Source organism: Hallella absiana (genome assembly GCF_025457485.1).
Taxonomy (GTDB): Bacteria; Bacteroidota; Bacteroidia; order Bacteroidales; family Bacteroidaceae; genus Prevotella; species Prevotella absiana.
Map to the genome: position 1 here is coordinate 183,519 of NZ_JAMXSP010000001.1, position 22,127 is coordinate 205,645.

The following is a 22,127-nucleotide window of genomic DNA, read 5'->3' on the forward strand; positions in this document are numbered from 1 at the left end:
CATGTGCAAAGATAAGAGTTTTGAAGCTAAAAAGCGAAAAAAGAGTCGCATAAATTTTAGTATTCGAGGGAAAATTGCTAATTTTGTACCGATATATTGCGCCGTGTCTGCTGGAGATGGTGCAGCTGTGTATCAACAATCGTCAATGGAATAACAAAAATCATTTCAAATAAATGGCAAACAACAACGGTCAGGCAACATTTGACGCTGCCTTTAAGTCACAAGAGTTTTTCGACAAGAACAAGAAGATTTTACTGGGTGCTATCATCGCAGTGTTAGTCATTGTCGCAGGATATTTCTGCTATAGCGCATTCATCGGCGGTCCCCGTGAGGAAAAAGCCAGTACAGCATTGGCCCGTGGTCAGGAGTACTTCAATGCCGAGCAGTTCGACAAAGCCCTCAACGGCGACGGTGCCGGCTACACCGGCTTTGTGAAGATTGCCGATGACTACAGTTCTACGGATGCCGGCAACCTTGCCAAGCTCTATGCCGGACTGAGCTATGCCTATCTGGGCAAGTGGAACGATGCCGTGAAATATCTTGAGGACTACTCCCCCAAGGGCGATGCTATGGTCAGCCCTGCCGCTATCGAGGCTCTGGGCAACGCATACGCTCATGTCGGACAAATCGACAAGGCCGTGAGCAAGCTTCAGGAGGCTGCTGACAAGGCTGACGACAAAGCAGAGGACGGCGCCAACAACAGCCTGTCTCCTATCTTCCGCCTGCAGGCCGGTGAACTGCTCGAGTCTCAGGGCAAGAAGGCCGACGCACTGAAAGTCTATCAGGACATCAAGAAGAAATATGTCAACTCACAGCTTGTTCAGAGCAACGAGATCGACAAATACATCGAGAGAGCCAGCATCTAAAGCCGGGCTCTTTCACAACGTTAGGAGGATTTAGCTAAAAATATTATGGCTACAGCATTACATCATTTATCTGATTACGATACAGCCAGCGTACCCGATGCCAGCAACATGTGCTTCGGTATCGTTGTCGCTGAGTGGAACAAGGACATCACGGGCGCACTGCTCGACGGCTGCGTGTCTACGCTTGAGAAGCACGGTGCGCTGCCCGAGAACATCCATGTCAAGACGGTGCCCGGCAGTTTCGAGCTCGTCTATGGCGCACAGCAACTGTGCAAGAACGATGGTTTCGACGCCATCATCATCCTGGGCAGCGTCATCCGTGGCGACACGCCGCACTTCGACTATATCTGCCAGGGCGTCACCTTCGGCATCTCCCGTCTCAATGCTACACAGAACATTCCTGTGATCTTTGGACTGCTGACTACAGACGATCACCAGCAGGCCCTGGACCGCTGTGGCGGCAAGCTCGGCAACAAAGGCGATGAGTGCGCCGTCGATGCCATCAAGATGGCAAAGTTCTAATGGTTGTATATCATCTTTATCAGCAGACTTTATGATTCTCTACGATCTCTTGCAGGCCTATCGTTTCGACGAGATCATGGCCACCATAAATAATATGTATCCCGGTACATCGGGCTACCGTGACCAGCTTCATCTGGCCTACGACCTGTTGCTGAACATGCGTCCCGTGCCCTCCAAGAAGCCGATACGCTTCAAGATCATCGACGGACCGGGCGATCTGAAGTATATGGGAGCAGAAGACCGCGACTTCAACACCACGTGGGAGGTCTGTCTCGGCAAAAACCTCGTCAGAGAGAAAGGCGTTGACCTCACCGACGATGAGCTTGTCGCCAACTGTCTGGTCAACATCTGCTTCACAGCGCGCCACCCAAAAGCTTTCGACAAAGCCTTTGAGGAGCTGCATCAAGAGTAACATCCTTTATCTTTCTTCTTATAGTCAGGACAGGAGAGATCCTGCCCTGATTTTTTCTTCTAACCATCTCACATTTACCAATTATTTACTACCTTTGCATCCATGAATACAGAAATGAATCTCAACGTACTTTCCGAGAACGATCTTCTTTGGTTGAGAGAAAAAATCCAGTCTTCCAATCATATCGTGATAACAGGCCACTCGCGTCCCGACGGCGATGCCATGGGCTCATGCCTTGCCTGGGCCACCTGCTTGCGTGAGGCTTTTGGCAAGGAGCCTACCGTCATCATGCCCAATGCCTATCCCGATTTCTTGCAGTGGCTGCCGGGCACACATGCCATCATCCGTTACGACAAGCATCCCGAGAAAGTCGCGCAGGCACTCAACGAGGCAGACCTGCTCTTTTGCATCGACTTCAACGACAACAACCGTGTCGACACCATGGCAGAGATTCTCACTGCCTGCCAGGCACCGCGCGTACTCTTCGACCATCATCTCGGCCCACAGATGCAGGCCGACGTGAAGGTCAGTTCCGAAGAGTTCTGCTCGGCTTCTGAGGTCGTCTTCCGTACCGCTTGGCAGTTAGGTGTCTTCGAACAGCTCAGCAAGACCTTTGCCATTTGCGACTATTGCGGCATGATGACCGACACAGGTGGCTTCACCTTCGCGTCCTCACGTCCGGAGATCTTCTACATCATCTGTCAGCTGCTCACGAAAGGCATAGACAAGGACAAGATCTATCGCAACGTGTTCAACAACTACAGCACGTGGGCCATACGCCTGCGCGGCTATCTGATGTCGCAGAAACTCAATGTCTTTGAGGATCTTCACGCATCCTACTATACGCTGACACGTCAGAACATGCTCGACTTCCACTACAAGCGTGGTGATGCAGAGGGACTCGTCAACGAGCCGCTGCGCATCAAGGGCATGAAGGTCAGCATCTCGCTGCGTGAGGACGACCGCATCGACAACAAGATCTGGGTGAGTCTGCGCTCTGTCGACGATTTTTCGGTGGAGGACATGGCACGCCGCTTCTTCAATGGTGGCGGACACTTCAACGCCAGCGGCGGGCATCTCGACTGCTCGATCGAGGAGGCAGAGAAGATCACACGCGAGGCCTTCGCGTATTATAGTGAGCAACTCAAAGGCTGATGAAGGCATTTAATGTTTTTTATTCCTCTATATCAGTACTATCCAGCCTTTTTTTGCTACCTTTGTAATATTAATCAACAATAACAATAGACAGACAATGAGGAAACTGGGCTTTTTGTGCCTGATGCTGATAGGCTTGATGATGGTCGCCTCCTGCCATGATGAGGAGACTTATGCTGACCAGAAGAAGCGTGAGAGATCAGCTATCAACAAGTATATCGCTGACTCGGCAGTGACTGTGATCTCAGAGGACGAGTTCTTGAAGGATACGACGACCGACGTGAATAAGAACGAATGGGTGCTCTTTGAGTCCTCCGGCGTTTATATGCAGATCGTGCGACGTGGCTCCGGTAAGCCTTTGGCTTATGGCGAGAGTGAAACTGTCCTGTGCCGCTTCACCGAGCGTAACCTGCTAACCGACAGCATCCAGTTGAGCAATGTTCTTTTCCCGAGCGTTTCTCAGACGTTTGATAAGATGAGTGTGGAAAACTATTCCGGCACCTTCCGTGGATCGTTTGACAAGAGCAGTCTGATGTATCGCGCCTATGGAAATGGTTCGACAACCGTTCCGCAGGGATGGCTCGTGCCGCTGACGTTTATCAACTTAGGCCGCTATATCCATGCAGACGATGAGATTGCTAAGGTGAGGCTTATCGTGCCTCATGACATGGGACAGGCCTATGCCACAGCCAGCGTCTATCCCTGTCTCTACGACATCACCTACCAGCGTGGGCGATAACCGACAGTAAACTATCATAGATGATTATCAATATATGACTCTGATTAAATCTATTTCCGGCATTCGCGGCACTATTGGCGGCCGCACAGGTGATACACTGAATCCCCTGGACATTGTGAAGTTCACTTCCGCTTACGCTACGTTCATCCGTCGCAGCGCAAAGTCTAATGCCAACAAGATTGTCGTTGGGCGTGACGCCCGCATCTCCGGCCCGATGGTCCGCAGCGTTGTCTGCGGCACGCTGATGGGCATGGGCTACGATGTGATTGACATTGGCTTGGCAACAACGCCGACCACCGAGCTCGCCGTGCGCATGAGTGGTGCTGACGGCGGCATCATCATCACGGCCAGCCACAATCCACGTCACTGGAACGCGCTGAAGTTGCTCAACAACGAGGGTGAGTTCCTGACCAAAGCTGACGGCAATGCCGTGCTGGACATTGCCGAGAAAGAGGACTTCGAATACGCTGATGTAGACCATCTCGGACACTATACCCACGACGACAGCTTTAACCAGCGCCATATCGACAGTGTGCTGGCTCTCGACCTCGTGGACGTGGATGCTATCAAGAAGGCTCACTTCAAGGTGTGCGTAGACTCGATCAACTCGGTTGGCGGCATCATCCTGCCCCATCTGCTCGACGCCCTCGGTGTGGAATATAAGTTCCTCAACGGCGAGGCTAACGGCGATTTCGCCCACAACCCTGAACCCTTGGAGCGCAACCTCGGCGGCATCATGAGCGAGGTGACCAATGGCGGGTATGACCTCGGTATCGTCGTTGACCCTGATGTAGACCGTCTGGCATTCATTCAGGAGGATGGTAAGATGTATGGCGAGGAATACACACTGGTGACAGTGGCTGACTACATCCTCGACCATGTCAAGGGTTCTACCGTGAGCAACCTGAGTTCTACACGTGCCCTGCGTGATGTCACAGAGCGCCATGGCTGCAAATACTACGCAGCAGCCGTTGGCGAGGTGAATGTCACTACGAAGATGAAGGAGGTAGGAGCTGTCATCGGTGGTGAGGGCAATGGTGGAGTCATCTACCCCGAGAGCCACTACGGTCGTGATGCCCTCGTGGGCATCGGCCTCTTCCTCAGCAGCATGGCGCAGAAGGGTATGAAAGCCAGTCAGCTGCGCGCCACTTTCCCGAACTATTTCATGGCAAAGAACCGCGTGGACTTGCAGCCTGATACAGACATCGACGCTATATTAAATAAGGTGAAGGAGCACTTCGCTTCTCAGCCTGACGTACAGGTTACTGACATCGACGGCGTGAAACTCGACTTCCCCGACAAATGGGTGCACCTGCGCAAGAGCAACACTGAGCCGATCATCCGCGTCTACAGTGAGGCGCATACCGCCGAAGAGGCTGACGCACTCGGCAAGGAGCTCATGGCGTTTGTGAAGAGGTAGAAAAGGAGCCTCACCCCCAACTCTACAGCCTCACCCCCAACCCCTCTACAGCCTCACCCCCAACCCCTCTCCGAGGGAGAGGGGAGTGATATGTTGGCTAAACAATTCATAAGCGGTGCCTATATGGATGAAAGTTAGGTGTTAGAGGAAGAGTAGTATGGCTGAAAAGGGGCTTTCATGAGAGTTCGCGACTAATAGCTATGCATAAAAGACGAAGAGGGTGTATCATAATTAAGTTTTATGGTGCATCCTCTTTTCTTTTACAATGATAGTCGTAAAATTAGGATTAGGCCGACTTTTTAGTTAAATTTCCATTTTTCGTTGTTTTTAGAGTCGTCAGGACCGCAAGTAGGCAGAAATAGGCCGTATTAGCGGCTTCAAAAGGCTTTTCCTTGCCTTTTTTGTTGATTTTCGAGCTCATTTTCTTTATGTTGAAAGCAATCGCAAAGAAGGCAAAGTCCATCTTGACTTGTCCATATCGAAGTGCCTGAAGCGTTTGTAGTTCATGTCGTACTTCATCTGTACGAAGACGGCCTCTGGCTCTATGCATCTTTTCCCCCTATATTTTATTCCTTCTTCCGAAGTAAGTCTTTCCGCGGCCTGCTTTCTGTATTTGGCAAGACTGTGGTTGACCTCGATGATCCTGTTGCCCTTGATTGGGTTTGAAGCTGCATTCTTGCGGGTTTGAAGCTGCATTCTTGCGGGGTCGAAGCTATGTTCTTTTGGGGGCGAAGCTATGTTCCCAATGTTGTAACGCTATAGAAAAAGATCGTTCGCTACGCAGGGAATGATTAAAATCTACGCAGCGAATAATCATTTGTAAGGCAGTAAAAACAAGCGTTGAAAATCTTGCTAAATTTCTGTATAAACGTTTGTTGCAATATCTTTGTCAAGACGTTGAGGAAAAAGGATAATTTGTTTGGGATTGTAATCAAGAAAGTGTATTTTTGCCATGTAATTCGTTTATATCACAAAGATACTAAATTTTTGTGATATGACAAAGCCCCGGCTTGTGAAAGTCAAAGAGGATGAATCAGAATTTTGATACACCCTCTTCGTCTTTTTGTATGTATCTTCTTCTCTTTATTAAAGAGTCTACAACCAGTTACTTCGATAAGCAAAAGGTGTCTTTAGGGTTTCGCCAGAGTGATTACTCCCCTCTCCTTCGGAGAGGGGGTGGGGGTGAGGCTCATAGTCTACAACCAGTTACTTCGATAAGCAAAAGGTGTCTATAGGGTTTTGTCAGAGTAATCACTCCCCTCTCCTTGGGAGAGGGGCTGGGGGTGAGGCTTTAGATCCTCTCCCAGGTGCGTCGTCTGCTCTCGCTTGATGCGTTCGCGGATCATCTTGGGCTTGGTGGCATAGACGATCGTGCGGATAGAGACGTTGTAACTGAAGTATTGCCATGCCCAACTGAGCATCACCATCAGCTTGTTGCGCACACCTAAGATGGAGCGAAGGTGAACGATGAGCCATAGCACCCATGCTATGAATCCCTGTGTGCGTACCTTGCCCAGGTCGGCGACGGCCTTGTTGCGGCCAACGGTGGCCATTGAGCCAAGGTCGTTGTAGTGGAAGGGCTTGAGGTCCGTGTCGTGGTGAGACAGTCTTTTGAGGTTTTCGGCGAGTTGGGTAGCCTGCTGGATAGCTACCTGCGCCAACTGCGGATGGCCTTTGGGATAGGCGGGATCGGCAGTCATCAGGCACTGGTCGCCGATGGCAAAGATGTTGTCGTAGCCACGCACACGGTTGCAGCCATCGACAAGAATGCGGAAGCCACGTCCGAGCTTGTCGCCTTCGATGCCCGTGATCGGCTGGGCACGGATACCGGAAACCCAAAGGAAGGTGCGTGTGGCGATCGATGTGCCGTCTTTGATGATGATGCGATAGTCGCGGTAGTCGGTCACCATCTTTCCAAACTGCACGTCGACGCCCATGCCTCTTAAATATTCGAGAGCCTTCTCCGATGCTTCTTGCGACATACCTGCCAAGAGACGGTCTCCGGCTTCAAGCAGATAGATGTGCATGTGCGATGCGTCCATGTCGGGATAATCGTAGGGGATGACATAGCGCTTCATCTCCGAGATGGCGCCGGCAATCTCCACACCGGTAGCACCACCGCCTACGATGACGACGTTGAGCAGTTCCTGTCGCTCTTCCTCCGTGGCGCAGGTCAGTGCACGCTCCAAGTTTGAGAGCAGTGCATTGCGCAGCCCCATGGCCTCAGACAGTGTACGCATGGGAATAGACCACTCTTCCACGTTCTTGTTGCCAAAGAAGTTCGTCGTTGCTCCGGCCGCAAAAACGAGGTAATCGTAGTCGATCTTACCGATGGAAGTCTGTAGAATCTTCTTATCGGGGAACACCGCACGGGCTTCAGCCATGCGGAAATAGAAGTTCTTGCGCTTGCGGAATATCTGTCGGAAGGGGAAGGAGATGGAACTGGGAGCAAGTCCGGCCGAAGCCACCTGATAGATCAGTGGGGGAAACTGATGGTAGTTGTTCTTGTCGATGAGTACTACTTGCAGGTTGCTGTCCTTGAGTTGATTGGCAAGCCGCAGGCCTCCTAAGCCGCCACCAACGATGACTACTCGCTTCAGACCGTTTCTATTGATATTGACACTCATTATGATATATATGTAGTTACGATTAGAGGATTTGCGTTCTGCGCATTTCCTGCGATACAGCTCACCCTCTTTTGATTGTTGTTACAAAGGTAATGCAAAATTCTGAATTCTGCAATTCCATGTGTTTTCTTTTGTTTGTTGCCATCCCTAATTCAACTTTATTAGGAGAAATAGGTCTATCGATGTGAAGTGTTCCCTGCCTTTGCTCATAAACTAAGAAGAGAACCTATTGAATATGGTATTGATATAGGTATAAAAGGTTAGCATCGGTCACACGAAAAGGCCCCAGGCCATCAACGGCTTGGGACCCTCTCTCTTGTATATTAACTTCAAATGGAAAAAGTAGACTATTCCTCAGCGGTAGCCTCTGCCTCATGAGCGGCAATGAGCTTCTGCTGGATGTCGTTCGGCACGAGCTCGTAGCTTGCGAACTTCGTGGTGAAGCTGGCGCGGCCACCAGTCAGTGAGCTGAGTGCCACACTATAGTTCGACAGTTCCTTCAAAGGTATCTTGGCACTGAGTTTCTGATAGCCTGCCTCAGCATCCATACCCATGATGATGGCACGACGGCCTTGCAGGTCGCTCATCACATCACCCATGTAGTCACTCGGCACGTAGACTTCCAAGTCATAAATCGGCTCCAGAATCTTCGGGCCGGCCTCCTTGAAAGCCATAGAGAATGCATGACGCGCTGCCAACGTGAAGCTGAGCTCGTTGGAGTCGACTGGATGCATCTTACCATCGTAGACCACCACACGCACGTCGCGCGCATAGCTGCCTGTCAACGGACCGTGCTCCATGCAGTCCATCACACCCTTGAGGATGGCAGGCATGAAACGCAGGTCGATGGCACCACCGACAACGGAGTTGATAAATACCAGCTTTCCGCCCCATGGCAGGTCGCGCTCTTCCTTCTGTTTGATGTTCATCTTGAACTCCTGACCGCCGAAGTTATAGCTCACGGGATCAGGCATTCCCTCTGCATAAGGCTCCACGATGAGATGCACCTCACCAAACTGTCCGGCACCACCGCTCTGTTTCTTATGACGGTATTCAGCCTTTGCCTTCTTGGTGATCGTCTCACGATACGGAATCTTCGGCTCTTCAAAGGTCACGGGTATCTTCTCATTGTTCTCCAAGCGCCATTTCAGCGTGCGCAGGTGGAACTCACCCTGTCCATGCACGATGGTCTGCCGGAGTTCTTTGCTCTGCTCCACCACCCATGTCGGGTCTTCCTGGCGCATCTTCAGCAATGCAGCCATCATCTTCTCGGTATCTTGCGGGTTGTTGGCTTTGACGGCACGGCTATACTTCGGGTTAGGATACTTGATGAAGTCAAAACGCTCTTCGGTACCCTTACCATCGAGTGTGTTGCCCGTCTTCACATCTTTCAGCTTCACGGTACAGCCGATGTCACCGGCGTTGAGCTGATCCACGGGGATACGGTTGGCACCGGCACAGACATAGATCTGTCCCATACGCTCCTTGGATCCACGGTCAGCATTGAAGAGATCATCGCCCGGCTTGACACTTCCACTCATCACCTTGAAGTAAGACACCTCGCCGATATGCGGCTCTATGCCGCTCTTGAAGAAGTAGAGGCTCTCCGGGCCATTGCTGTCGGGCGTCACCTCTTCGCCGCGCGTGTTGCGCACCTTAGGCATCTCGCTGACAAACGGCACCACATTGCCCAAGAACTCCATCAGTCGTTGTACGCCCATATCTTTATGCGCATCGACGCAGAACACGGGGAAGATGCTGCGCGTGACGAGTCCCTTACGGATACCCTCACGCATCTCGTCCTCGGTAAGCGACTCCGTATCGAAAAACTTCTCCATGAGCTGGTCGTCGTTCTCGGCCGCGGCCTCGACAAGAGCTTTGTGCAGTTCCATGGCCTTATCCATTTCCTCAGCAGGAATCTCCTCACGCTTGGGCTCACCGCCATCGGGTCCCCAAGAGAGTTTCTTCATGATGAGTACATCGATCAGGCTGTGGAAGTTTGGACCCGTCTCCAATGGATACTGGATCTCCACGCACTTGCCGCCGTAGATGTCCTTCATCTGCTCGATGATGTTGTCATAGTCGCACTTGTCTGAGTCGAGCTGGTTGATCAGGAAGATGACGGGCTTCTTCAGCTTTTCGGTATAACGGAAGTTGTTTTGTGTACCCACCTCCGGACCAAACTGTCCGTTGATGAGAATCACGGCCTGGTCAGTGACATTGAGCGAAGTGATGGCTCCGCCGATGAAGTCGTCACTACCCGGGCAGTCGATGATATTGAGTTTCTTATTGTTCCATTCCACATGAAACACGGTGGGGAAGACGGAGTAACCATACTCAAGCTCTACAGGGAAGTAATCGCTCACAGTGTTCTTCCCTTCCACTGTACCACGCCGCTTGATGACGCCGGCTTCATAAAGCATACTCTCGGCAAGGGTGGTCTTGCCGCTTCCCGCACTGCCCAGCAGGGCAATGTTCTTGATTTCGTCTGTCTGATATACTCTCATATCAAAAGGGTTTAAAGTTGTTAGATAAATGTCTCGGTCAAGGTAAACGGGGTTGTGCCCGCTAATTCGTGGCTAAAGATAGGAAAAAAAACAATAGGTTGCAAATCAAACTATCATTTATGGGCTATTTTTTAAAACTTATTAGTAATTTTGCAGTCGTAAATAACCAAGAGTGTATCATGGCGGGACTATACGTTCACATTCCTTTTTGTGCCTCGCGGTGCATCTACTGCGGCTTCTACTCCACGACAATGCTGGAGTTGAGGTCGCGCTATGTCGATGCACTATGCCGGGAGATGAGCTTGCAAAAAAAACATCCGCCCATTGAGACGATCTATCTCGGTGGCGGCACACCCAGTCAGCTGAGCCACGACGACCTGCTGCGGCTGTTCACCTATATATATAAGGTGTACCCCGTTGCCACTGACGCGGAGGTGACGATGGAGTGCAATCCCGACGACATCTCCCCCTCGATGTTCCGTGATCTGCCTGTCAACCGCGTGAGCATGGGTGCCCAGACCTTCGACGAAAACCGTCTGCGACTGCTCCACCGCCGCCATACCGCAGAGGAGGTAAACCGCGCGTTCGACATCCTGCGCGCCGACGGCATCCGCAACATCAGCCTCGACTTGATGTTTGGCTTCCCGAATGAGACCATGGACGACTGGCAACACGACATCGACCACGCCCTTCGCCTACAGCCCGAGCATCTCTCTGCCTACGGACTGATGTACGAGGAGGGCACACCACTCTACCGTATGTTGGAGCAAGGCAAGGTCAGTGAGATCGACGAAGAACTGAGCATCAGCATGTACGACACGCTTATCGACCGACTCTCCAAGGCTGGCTACGAGCACTACGAGATCAGCAACTTTGCCAAACTGTCAGACGATGACAAGGCTCTGCACCGCCCTTCGTCCTATCGCAGCCGCCACAACAGCAGCTACTGGCATGACATCCCATATATCGGACTCGGCGCGGCGGCCCACAGCTACGACGGCCATTCCCGCCATTGGGCGGTCGCCGATCTCAAACAGTACATCACGGCCATCGAGGCCGGGCGACTGCCCTATACCGAGGAGTCCATCGATGAGAGCACTCACTACGACGACCTCATCACCACGGCCCTGCGCACACGGGAAGGCCTCGACCTCGACAGGCTCTCGCCTCCCTATCGCTCCTATCTCCTCGCCCAAGCCCAGCCCTTCCTCGACAAGCAGATGCTGGCCATCACCGGCCATCACCTCCACCTCACCCGTCAAGGCATCTTGCTGAGCAACACGATCATGAGCGACCTGATGCACGTATAGAGGCCTCATCCCCCCGCCCCCTCTCCCAAGGAGAGGGAGAGCAATATGCTTCAAGGGGGCATAGGGCGTTCATCCCTTGTTTCGTCGAGTTCGCTCGGTTCGGTATGCCGCTGTTGTGCAGCGGCCCTCTCGCAGTGCCTTATCCCCCCACTGTGTTGCCCTCTCTATTCACCATTCATCATTCAACAATGAAACTAAAAGGCTTTGCGGCAGCTCTCTTAGCCGCCATCTTCTACGGTACCAACCCCCTGGGTACCCTGCAACTCTATGCCGACGGCATGAATCCGTCGTCGGTACTTGTCTACCGCTATGCTTTCGCCACCCTGATGTTCCTCATCTGGATGGTTGCCAAGCGTGAGTCGCTGACCATCAGTTGGGGCACAGCCATCCGTCTGGCCATCCTCGGCACGCTGATGTCGATGTCCTCCGCCACGCTCTACCTGAGTTTCCGCTATATGGATGCCGGTGTGTCGAGCACAATTCTCTTCAGCTATCCCATTATGGTGGCCGTGCTGATGGTCGTCTTTTACCACGAGCACATGACATGGAGCACCACGCTGTGCATCCTCATGGCGGTCAGCGGCATTGCCCTACTCTATCACGGCAAAGGCGGCGTGACGCTCAGCACCGTCGGCGTATCTCTCGTCATCCTCTCCTCACTGCTCTACGCTTTCTACATCATCGGTGTCAACCAAACCCACACCAAGCTCTCGCCCGTGAAGTTCACCTTCTGGATCGTCTTCTTCGGCCTCCTTGCCCTACTCGTCTACACCTTATTTATAGGTGAGCCGCTCGAACCGCTGCGTACACCGTTGGAATGGGCGTCGGCCCTGCAGCTTGCCCTGCTTCCCACCGTGCTAAGTCTCTACTTCATCAACATTGCCATCGAACATATTGGCAGCACACCGACTGCCATCATGGGAGCCGTAGAACCTGTCACCGCCGTGTGCATCGGCGTGTGCATCTTTGGCGAGAGCTTCACCTTACGCCTGGCCATCGGTATCGTCCTCATCCTCTCCGCCGTCATCCTCTTGGTGCTCTCAAGAGAGAAGAAGACTGCAAAATAGGAAAAAGAGACAAGCATATATTGCATTTATGTTACAAACAGGACAAATCTCGTCAATACGGCAAAGAGTGTGCTGACAACATTTGACTTGTATCAAGCAATCGACTGACAACTTTTGACCCACGTCAAAATGCGCCTACAAAAAGTGATTTTTTACACTTTTAAGTTGCCAGTATGGGGAAATGGTCGTAACTTTGCAGTGTCATAAGACGAAAACAATATAAAGGTTTAAGATAAACAAGGTATCAAGATACAGGATAACGTAGGTATCGGTCAGGTATTAAGATACAGGATAACAACATTGAAGAATGGGAACCGTGAGGCTCCCGACATGAGAGTTAGTTAACAGATTGTGTAACCTTTTAAAGTAAGAAAGGAAAAAAGATGAAAAAGTTTATGGATAACATTAAGATGACTTTGAAGAAAGTTTGGGAGAATTACTTGGAGTGCATGAACGCTTACGGAGATGCCCTGATGAAGGGCGGATCCTATGGCTGCGCCTAACCAAGGATTTCCACAGTAAAAAAGAGAAAGCGCCTCAAGCCTACACACACAGAAGGATGCAGGCCTGAGTGAACATAAGATGCCCCAAGGGTTCACGCAAGTGAGTCCTTGGGGCATCTTCATTTATACAAATCACCAACATCTATGAGCAGACATTGGCAATATAGAAAAGCAAAGAACAGCGCAGCAAAAAAACACAAGATAGAATTTAGCTGATAGATTTGCTTTTCTCACTATTTTTTCGTTACTTTGCATGGTATAGAAGACATTTGGAACATATAGCATGAAGAAATACCTCAAGTGGGCGGGCATTGCCGTAGGCATTCCCGTATTGCTGATCATCATACTCTGCCTGCTCTTCTACTTCCCACCGTTTCAGAACTGGGCGGTAGGGCAGGTCACACGCTATGCATCAGACAAGATGAAGATGCAGATCAGCGTGGGACACGTGCGCTTGGCATGGCCGTTGGATCTCGCCCTCGACGAGGTGAAGGTGCTTGAGCCCAACGACTCGCTGCGCGGCGTGACGGACACTGTGGCACATATCCATCGCACCGTCGCCGACGTGCAGCTCTGGCCTCTGCTGAGAAAGCAGGTCATGGTCGACGAGCTCTCCTTCCGCGACATGCAGGTCAACACCACACACTTCATCCCCAAATGCCGCATCAAGGGCAAGGTGGGCACGCTGACGCTCAAAGCCCACGGCATCGACCTCGGCAAAGAGCATGTCAACGTCAACCACTGCCTGCTCGACAACGCCAACATCGACATCGCGCTCAGCGACACCGTACCGCCCGACACCACGCCGAGCACCAACTACTGGAAGATCGCCATCAATCGGCTCAAGGCCCGCAACACCGCCTTTGCCCTGCACCTGCCCGGCGACACGCTCGCCATCCACGCCCTCATGGGCAGTCTCGACGCGCGGCAAGCCTATCTCGACCTGTTCAAGAGTCTCTATACCGTCGGCCATCTCGACTGGCAGACGGGCGCGCTGGCCATGGACCAGAACTTTGTCAAGAAGACGAAGGGCCTGGACTTCAACCATCTCGCACTCTCGGAACTCAACCTCAAGGCCGACTCCTTTTATTATTGCGACTCCAAGATCAACCTCATCATCCGTCAGGCTGCCTTTCACGAAAAGAGCGGTCTGACCGTCGACAAGCTGCAAGGACCCTTCCGCATGGACAGCACACGCCTCGAACTGCCCGGACTGAGCCTTGAGACACCGGGCTCGCAGCTGCGCCTGGCCTTTGCCATGGACATGAACGCCTTTGCCGACAGCCTGCCGGGAAGCCTCCGCGCCACCGTCCACGGCCACGTGGGCATGAGCGACATCAGGCTCCTCGCCGGACCATACATGCCACGTCAGCTACTCAACAACCTGCCCCGACAGCCGCTGATCGTCAACGGCAGCTTCGGCGGCAACCTCCGGCGGCTGCATCTCGACGCGATCAGCCTCGCCGTCCCCACCCTGCTGCGCCTCTCGGCCGACGGTTTCCTGAGCAACTTGACCGACCCGAAACGCATCACGGCCGACCTCAACGTCAAAGCCCACACTTTCGACCTCAAACCCGTGAAGCGAATACTTGGCAGCGCACTGCCCAAGACGGTCGCCCTGCCCAATGGCATCGGCTTCCGCGGACGCGTCAAGGTCAACGGACCGCGCTATGCCTCGACATTCATCGCCACGCAGGGCGGCGGTTCGCTCAGCGGTCAGGCAGCCATAGACACCCGTGGCGCACTGGCCTATAAAGCCCATCTGCGTGCACGCCGCTTCCCACTCAACCACTTCCTCCCCCGCCAGGGCCTGCATCCCTTCACCGGCACGCTGGCCGCCAACGGCACGGGCACCGACCTCTTCTCGCCCCGCACCCGCGTGAAGGCCGAGATTCACAGTCTGCAGTTCGCTTACTCCGGCTATAACCTCAGCGGCATCAAGGCCACGGCAAACATCCGCGGCGGCCGTGTAGAAGCCCACGTCAACAGCGTCAACCCGCTATTCAAGGGTCTCGTCGGCATCAACGCCCAGCTCAACCGCCACGCGTTTATCGGCACGGTCGCCTGCGATCTCGCCCACGCCGACCTCTACGCCCTGCATCTCGCCGACAAGCCGATCACCCTCGGACTCTGCGGGCACGTCGACATACGCTCAGACTTGAAACAGCATCACGACATCGAGGGCATGTTCAGCGACATCACACTCAGCGAGGGCAACCGCCACTATCGCCCGCAGGAGGTGATGCTCGACATACTCACCACGCGCGACACCACCCACGCCATCGTGGACTGCGGCGACTTCCACCTCAACATGGATGGCAGAGGCAGCTATGAACGACTCATCAAGCACGGCAATGCCCTCGTGACAGAACTGCAGCGGCAGATGACCAACAAGTATATCGACGAGGCACGCCTGCGCCGGCTGCTCCCCGATCTGCGCATCCAGCTCTCGGCGGGCAGCGAGAATATCGTCTACCGCGTATTGAAGCATTTTGGCTACGACCTCCACAACCTGCAGATGAACATGAGTTCCTCGCCCCTGCTCGGCCTCAACGGTACGGTGCAAGCCGACTCTGTGGTCTACGACAGCATGGAGGTGGACACCATGAGGCTGAGCATCAAGTCGGGACTCGACAATGTGGCCTACACCCTGCAGCTGCACAACGGTAAGAAAAACCCGAAGTATGTCTTCAACGCCCTTCTCGACGGCACGTTGCAGGGCAGCGGTACGACGCTCACCACACGTCTCTACGACGCCAAGGACAAGCTCAGACTCCGCCTCAGCCTCGAAGCCGCCATGCTAGACCACGGCATACGCATCCATCTCGCGGGCGACAACCCGATACTGGCCTACAAGGAGTTCAGCGTCAACGACAGCAACTATGTCTTCCTCGACGGCAACCGGCGAGTCAGCGCCAACGTGAAGATGAAGGCTGCCGACGGCATGGGACTGCAAGTCTTCACCAACGACGAAAACACCGAAGCTCTGCAGGACATCACCGTCTCCACGCATCAGCTCAACCTCGGCGAGGCACTGTCCATCATCCCCTACATGCCGAATATTTCGGGAATCCTCAACGGCGACTTCCACCTCATCCAGACACCCGAACAGCTCTCGGTGTCCTCGGCTGTCGACGTGAAGGACATGGTCTATGAGGGTTGCGAGATGGGCGACGTAGGCTCGGAGTTCACCTATATGCCGAAGCCCGACGGCACCCACTATGTCGACGGCATCCTCACCCACGACGGCGACGAGGTGGGTACACTTACAGGTACCTATAACGCAGCCGGAAACGGTTACCTCGACGCAAAGGTCAACACCGACCACCTGCCGCTGGCCTTGGCCAACGGTTTTATTCCGCAGAAAATCGTGGGATTTAAGGGTACTGCCGACGGCAACCTGACCATCAAAGGCTCGCTCACCAAGCCTGTCGTCAACGGAGAGCTCTTCCTCGACTCGGCCAGCATGTTCTCTGAGCCCTACGGCATGGAGCTTGCCTTCGCCTCAGACCCCGTGACGTTCAAGGACAGCAAGCTGCTCTTTGAGAACTTCGAGGTCTTTGCCCACAACGACCAGCCGCTCAACGTCAAGGGCTCCTTTGACTTCAGCGACCTCGACGCCATGCGGCTCAACGTACAGATGCGCGGCACCAACCTGCTGCTCGTAGACGCCAAGGAGACCAGCCGCTCCGAAGTCTACGGCAAGGCCTACGTCAACTTCTATGGTACGATGACAGGACTGCTCGACAATCTCAAGGTACGTGGACGCACCGACGTGCTCGGCACCACCGACCTGAAATACAATCTGAAGGACACTCCGCTCTCCACCGACAACCAACTCGACGGACTCGCGCAGTTTACCAACTTCAGTGACACCATCAATGACGAAGTCAGCCGGCCGCCGCTCACGGGTCTGAACGTGGACTTGAACATCCACATCGACGACGGCGCGCACGTCGACGCCTATCTCAATGCCGACCACTCCAACTATGTCGACGTCATCGGCGGCGGCGACATGCGCATGCAATACAACATCGCCGACGGCGTCATCCTCCGCGGACGCTACACCATCGGCTCGGGCGAGATGAAATACTCACTTCCCGTCATCCCACTGAAGACCTTCACCATCCAGGACGGCAGCTACATCGCCTTCACCGGCGACCCGATGAATCCGACGCTCAACATCACGGCAACCGAACAGACCAAGTCGGCCGTGGGCAGCGAGGCTGGCGAGGGACGTATGGTCACGTTCAACTGCGGCGTCGTGGTCACGAAGACCTTGCAGGACATGGGACTGGAGTTCACCATCGACGCACCCGAGGACATGACGATCCACAACCAGCTGCAATCCATGTCGAAGGAGGAGCGCGGCAAGCTCGCCGTTACCATGCTCACCACAGGCATGTATCTCGCCGACGGCAACATGAGCAACTTCACCATGAACTCGGCACTGAGTGCCTTCCTCAACAGTCAGATCAACCAGATCTCCGGCAAAGCCCTGCGATCGCTCGACGTCAGCGTGGGCGTGGAGAACTCTTTCAACTCGCAGGGCGCACTCCACACCGACTACTCGTTTAAGTTTGCCAAGCGCTTCTGGAACAACCGGCTGCGCGTCTCCATCGGCGGCAAGCTGTCGACCGGTGCCGACGTGTCGCCACAGCAGGATCAGACTTTCTTCGACAATGTGACGCTGGAATACCGGCTCAGTCCCACCTCGAACAAATATCTCAACCTGTTCTACGTCCGCGACAGCTATGACTGGCTGGAGGGCAACGTGAGCAAGTTCGGCGGCGGCTTCCTGTGGAAGAGAAAGTTCAGCGGCCTCAGCGACCTGTTTGGCAAAGAGAAAAAAGACTCGCTCGACAACTGACACCTTATATATATAGCAATTTCAATCCATGACATACACGCATATCACTCGACTCGCAAAAACGCTGATGTTGGCGCTGACGACGGTACTCGTCACCGCCTGCTCGACCACCCGAAGCATCCCCGACGGTGACCAGCTCTTCACGGGACTGGCCAAAACCGACTATATCGCGTCCGTGCACGACACGCATTTCACCAGCACGCAAGCGGAAATAGACGCTGCCCTGGCCACAGCCCCCAACGGTGCTCTCTTCGGCAGCAGTTCGGTCAGATCGCCCTTTCAGGTGGGACTGTGGGTCTGGAACGCCTTTGTCGGCAGCGATGACGGTTTCTCGAAATGGATGCTATCCTCCTTCGGCTCCCGTCCGGTGCTGCTCAGCTGGGTCAACCCTGCCCTGCGCGCCTCGGTGGCGCAGGAGGTGCTGCGCGCCCACGGCTACTTCCACGGCAAGGTGGGATATGACATCATCAAGCAGCACAACCCGAAAAAGGCCAAGATCAAATACACCGTAGACATGGGACCGCTGTGGACGGTGGACTCGCTCAGCTATCAGGGCTTCCCGTCTCAGGCCGACAGCCTCATCATGGCGACCACAGCCGAGGCAAGAATCCGCGAGGGCGACGCCTTTGACGTGAACACCCTCGACGCCGAGCGCCGACGCGTGAGCACCCTGCTGCGCAACAACGGCTTCTTCTACTATCAGCCGTCCTATGCCTCGTGGCTCGTCGACAGCGTCTCGCAACCGGGAAAAGTGCTGTTGAAACTGCAACTCGCCGAGCAGACGCCAAGCGTGGCGGAGCGCAAATGGACCATCGGAAAGATCAACATCGACTTGCACAAAAGCTATGGCGACAGCCTCATGAACAGCGAGACGCGACGCGACATCACCATGCGATACAATGGCAAGCACTCGCCACTGCGCGTGCCCGTCATCCTCAGCGCCAACCGTCTCTTCCCCCGCCAGCTCTACAACTATTCTGAATATCAAGCCGGTATCAGCAACCTGTCCTCAACGGGACTGTTCAGCACCGTCGACGTCAACTTCTCGCCACGCGACACCACAGGGCGTGCCGACACACTCGACATGCACATGAACCTGGTCTTTGACAAGCCTTACGACATCTACTTGGAAGGCAACGTCACCGGAAAGACCAACAACCGCATCGGACCGGGCGCTGTGCTCGGCATCACGCGGCGCAACGCATTCCGCGGCGGCGAGCTCCTCGACCTGAAGATCAAGGGCAACTATGAGTGGCAGACGGCACACCACGGAGAAGGCAACGCGTCGAAGTTCAACAGCTATGAGTATGGTGCGGATGTCTCGCTGCAACTGCCGCGTATGGTCATCCCTTACGTCTCGTATTTCCGCAAGAAGCTCTTCAACCACTTCCGCCGCATCGGCTTCTTCTCCACGCCGTCGACAACGCTGAAGTTCTCGACCGACATCCTCAACCGTGCGGGATTCTTTAAGCGCCGCATCGTGTCGGGTGAGTGGACTTACAACCTCCAGACGTCACCGACGAGCAAACACCAGTACACTCCCCTATCGTTCTCCTATGAATATATGAAGCGGCGCACGGCAGCCTTCGACTCGGTGCTCACCGCCAATCCTTATCTGGCCTACACCATGCGCGACCAGTTCATCCCGAAGATGCAGTATGTCTACACCTACACGAGTCCGAAGACCTACCGCAATCCGCTGTGGTGGCAGACCACGGTCAGCGAGAGCGGCAACATTCTGTCCCTTGGCGAGATGGTGGCCGGAAACAAATGGAGCAAGAAAAATAAGGAGCTATTCAAGAATCCATACGCTCAGTTCTTCAAATTGGAAACAGAGCTGGTGAAGACGTGGCAACTGACGGAGCACAGCAGTCTCGTGGCGCACGGCGACTTGGGTATGCTGTGGGCTTACGGCAACTCGGGCGAGGCGCCCTACAGCGAGCAGTTCTATGTCGGTGGTGCCAACAGCATCCGTGCCTTCACCGTGCGCAGCATAGGACCGGGAAGCTACCACAACGCTGAGTCAGCAACGAATAACTATCTCGACCAGACGGGCGACTTGAAGCTCTTGGGCAACCTAGAATACCGTCCGCGGCTGTTCGGCAACCTCTATGGTGCGATGTTTCTTGATGCAGGCAACGTGTGGTCGCTGCACAAGGACGACCGCAGCGGCGGACATTTCGAACCGAAGAACCTCCTCAAGGAGATGGCACTCGGCACGGGCGTTGGCCTGCGCTACGACATGGACTTCCTGGTCATCCGTGTGGACTGGGGCGTCGGCTTGCATGTGCCCTACAAGAGCGGCTTCTACAACGTCGGCTCGTTCCGCGACAGTCAGAGCCTTCACTTCGCCATCGGTTACCCGTTCTAATAAGGTTGCAGACAACATCTCTTCCGTCGGCCATGTGGCACCATAAGTCCATGCTTACCGGTTGATGATCTTCTCCAGTGCCGGAATGAAGATGCAGCCACGAGTCCATATCACAAGGTTGGCCCGCTCCCATTGTCGGAGAACGGCAGACAGGCGGCGACGGTCGATGTTCAGCTCTTTTTCTATTCTTGTGAGCTTGATGTGGAGAACCTTCCTGCCGGCCGGGCGTATCGAATGCACCAGGAAGAAACGGCGAAGGAACTCCTCGTCGGAGTGTGGCGCGGCACGCCAGAAGAGTGCTTGCCGCTTCTGCACCTGCGTGGAGAGCAGGTTCAGGAGGTTGAGACGGAAGATGAGCGAGTTGTCGCTGAGCTTGAGAATCTCCTGCTTGTCGAGCGTGATGAGATGGCAGGTGGTCTTCGCTTTCCATAACTGAGAAAAGCGCTGTGCCAGTCCGAAGACATATTCCGGTTGCACGAGCACGGGGCCGTTGATGTCTTCCTCCACCCAATAGGCTTTATCATCGGAGTAGGACGTAGCCACAGCCGTACCGTCGGTGAGCATGACGAGCATACCGCTGCGTGTCGTCGTGTCGACGATGACCTCTCCCTCGCGCATCGTGTGGAAGGAGAGTTTCGTCTTCGCCACGATAGTCTCCAGCTCTTCCCGTCCCATGCCGATGAAGAGCGGAAAGCTGACGAGCGTCTTGAAGATTTCAGCGGCCATGCGTCACGACAGTTTTATTCCGCGATGGCCTTTTTCATCGAGGGCGAGTACCACACCTGGTTGTGCCCCTTGCCATCGTCGTAGATAAAGTAGACCATCAGCTCAGGATGCTTGCGGAGAATCGCCTGCGCACCTTTCAGTCCTGTGACCATAAACGCGGTGGCATAGGCATCGGCTGTGGCGCAGTCACTGGCCAGCACAGTCGACGACAGGATGTTGTGCTGCACGGGATAGCCCGTCTTCGGGTCGATGGTATGAGCGTATTTCTTGCCGCCTTTATAATAGAAGTTGCGATAGTTGCCGCTTGTTGCCATGGCTTTGTCCGTGACGTTGAGCACCGTCTGCAGCTCCTGGTTGGTTTGCGTAGCGTCGTCGGTAGGCTTTGTAACTCCTATCTTCCAGGGTAGTCGTTTCTCACTGATGCCACTCGTGACGATCTCGCCGCCGATCTCCACCATGAAGTTCTCGACACCCTTGTCGCGTAGGAGTTTCGCCACCACGTCGACGCCGTAGCCCTTGGCGATGCCCGAGCAGTCGAGCATCAGTCGCGGATCCTTCTTGACGATGCGGCCGTCGACGAGTGCCACCTTCTTATAGCCTACAAACTGCCGCAACGAGTCGACGATATGGCGCGAGGGATGCACACCCGACTTAAAGCCGAAGCCCCACGCGTTGACGAGCGGTGCCACAGTGATGTCGAAGGCACCGTCGGTCTCACGCGAGATGGACTCGGCCTTGCTGAACACCTCAGTAAACATCTCGCTGAGCTTCACCGGCCGGTTGTTGTTGACCTGCGTGATCACCGACTGCTTATTGAAAGGCGAGAGTGCTGTGTCAACTTGTGCCAACGCCTTGTCAATTTCCGGCTGCAAGTCGTCTGAGGACTGATAGGTGATATGGTATTCCGTGCCGAAGACAAAACCCGTATCGTGCTGATAAGGCGTGTTGCGCTGCTGCATGATGATCAGCACCGTGCCCACGACGAGAACGGCAAGGAAGATGATTTTCAGGACATTCTTTTTCTTCATAGGT

The 22,127-nt window shown here is 54.2% G+C and carries 14 protein-coding genes and 1 pseudogene; 10 read left to right on the top strand and 5 right to left on the bottom strand.

Annotated elements, in window-relative coordinates; all coding sequences use genetic code 11:
- Window positions 1-173 precede the first annotated feature (173 nt).
- From NG346_RS00695 to glmM, 6 genes are all read left to right on the top strand, one after another.
- Window positions 174-866 carry a tetratricopeptide repeat protein gene (locus NG346_RS00695; protein WP_262278801.1) on the top strand — a complete coding sequence of 231 codons (693 nt, stop codon included), beginning with the start codon at window positions 174-176 and terminating at the stop codon, window positions 864-866.
- Window positions 867-911: 45 nt separating this feature from the next.
- Window positions 912-1,388: a 6,7-dimethyl-8-ribityllumazine synthase gene (ribH, locus tag NG346_RS00700; RefSeq protein WP_262278800.1), complete on the top strand. Its 477-nt coding sequence runs from the start codon at window positions 912-914 to the stop codon at window positions 1,386-1,388.
- A 31-nt stretch (window positions 1,389-1,419) separates the two neighbouring features.
- Entirely contained in the window at window positions 1,420-1,800 is a 381-nt protein-coding gene (locus NG346_RS00705; protein ID WP_262278799.1) for a hypothetical protein, read from the top strand.
- A gap of 114 nt (window positions 1,801-1,914) precedes the next feature.
- Window positions 1,915-2,955 (top strand): DHH family phosphoesterase, encoded by a 1,041-nt coding sequence (locus NG346_RS00710; protein WP_262278930.1) that lies wholly within the window; start codon window positions 1,915-1,917, stop codon window positions 2,953-2,955.
- Window positions 2,956-3,052: 97 nt separating this feature from the next.
- On the top strand, window positions 3,053-3,694 hold the full coding sequence (locus NG346_RS00715) for a DUF4827 domain-containing protein (RefSeq protein ID WP_262278798.1): 642 nt from the start codon (window positions 3,053-3,055) through the stop codon (window positions 3,692-3,694).
- A gap of 34 nt (window positions 3,695-3,728) precedes the next feature.
- The gene (gene glmM / locus NG346_RS00720; protein WP_262278797.1) at window positions 3,729-5,114 is read left to right on the top strand and encodes a phosphoglucosamine mutase; all 1,386 of its coding nucleotides are present in this window, start codon (window positions 3,729-3,731) and stop codon (window positions 5,112-5,114) included.
- A 286-nt stretch (window positions 5,115-5,400) separates the two neighbouring features.
- Here glmM and NG346_RS00725 read toward each other — a convergent pair.
- From NG346_RS00725 to NG346_RS00735, 3 genes and pseudogenes are all read right to left on the bottom strand, one after another.
- Window positions 5,401-5,768 (bottom strand): annotated as a pseudogene (locus NG346_RS00725) (transposase); the annotation flags it as partial.
- Window positions 5,769-6,343: 575 nt separating this feature from the next.
- Entirely contained in the window at window positions 6,344-7,741 is a 1,398-nt protein-coding gene (locus tag NG346_RS00730; protein WP_262278796.1) for an NAD(P)/FAD-dependent oxidoreductase, read from the bottom strand.
- Window positions 7,742-8,088: 347 nt separating this feature from the next.
- Entirely contained in the window at window positions 8,089-10,248 is a 2,160-nt protein-coding gene (locus NG346_RS00735; RefSeq protein ID WP_262278795.1) for an elongation factor G, read from the bottom strand.
- Between the two features lie 179 nt (window positions 10,249-10,427).
- Here NG346_RS00735 and hemW point away from each other — a divergent pair, with 179 nt between their 5' ends.
- The 4 genes from hemW to tamL all read left to right on the top strand — a co-directional run bounded on the left by hemW (window position 10,428) and on the right by tamL (window position 20,369).
- Entirely contained in the window at window positions 10,428-11,558 is a 1,131-nt protein-coding gene (hemW, locus tag NG346_RS00740; RefSeq protein WP_262278794.1) for a radical SAM family heme chaperone HemW, read from the top strand.
- 188 nt (window positions 11,559-11,746) lie between these two features.
- Complete coding sequence (locus tag NG346_RS00745) at window positions 11,747-12,625, top strand: DMT family transporter (protein WP_262278793.1); 879 nt, start codon at window positions 11,747-11,749, stop codon at window positions 12,623-12,625.
- A gap of 786 nt (window positions 12,626-13,411) precedes the next feature.
- The gene (locus NG346_RS00750; RefSeq protein WP_262278792.1) at window positions 13,412-17,998 is read left to right on the top strand and encodes a translocation/assembly module TamB domain-containing protein; all 4,587 of its coding nucleotides are present in this window, start codon (window positions 13,412-13,414) and stop codon (window positions 17,996-17,998) included.
- Between the two features lie 28 nt (window positions 17,999-18,026).
- Window positions 18,027-20,369 (top strand): translocation and assembly module lipoprotein TamL, encoded by a 2,343-nt coding sequence (tamL, locus tag NG346_RS00755; protein ID WP_262278791.1) that lies wholly within the window; start codon window positions 18,027-18,029, stop codon window positions 20,367-20,369.
- A 54-nt stretch (window positions 20,370-20,423) separates the two neighbouring features.
- On the opposite strand, the gene NG346_RS00760 is transcribed toward tamL, so the two are convergent.
- Together NG346_RS00760 and NG346_RS00765 are read right to left on the bottom strand one after the other, a co-directional pair.
- Window positions 20,424-21,095, bottom strand: coding sequence for a cyclic nucleotide-binding domain-containing protein (locus tag NG346_RS00760; protein ID WP_262278790.1), 672 nt, complete (start codon window positions 21,093-21,095; stop codon window positions 20,424-20,426).
- A 14-nt stretch (window positions 21,096-21,109) separates the two neighbouring features.
- Window positions 21,110-22,123 (bottom strand): FAD:protein FMN transferase, encoded by a 1,014-nt coding sequence (locus tag NG346_RS00765; RefSeq protein WP_262278789.1) that lies wholly within the window; start codon window positions 22,121-22,123, stop codon window positions 21,110-21,112.
- Window positions 22,124-22,127: the final 4 nt, after the last annotated feature.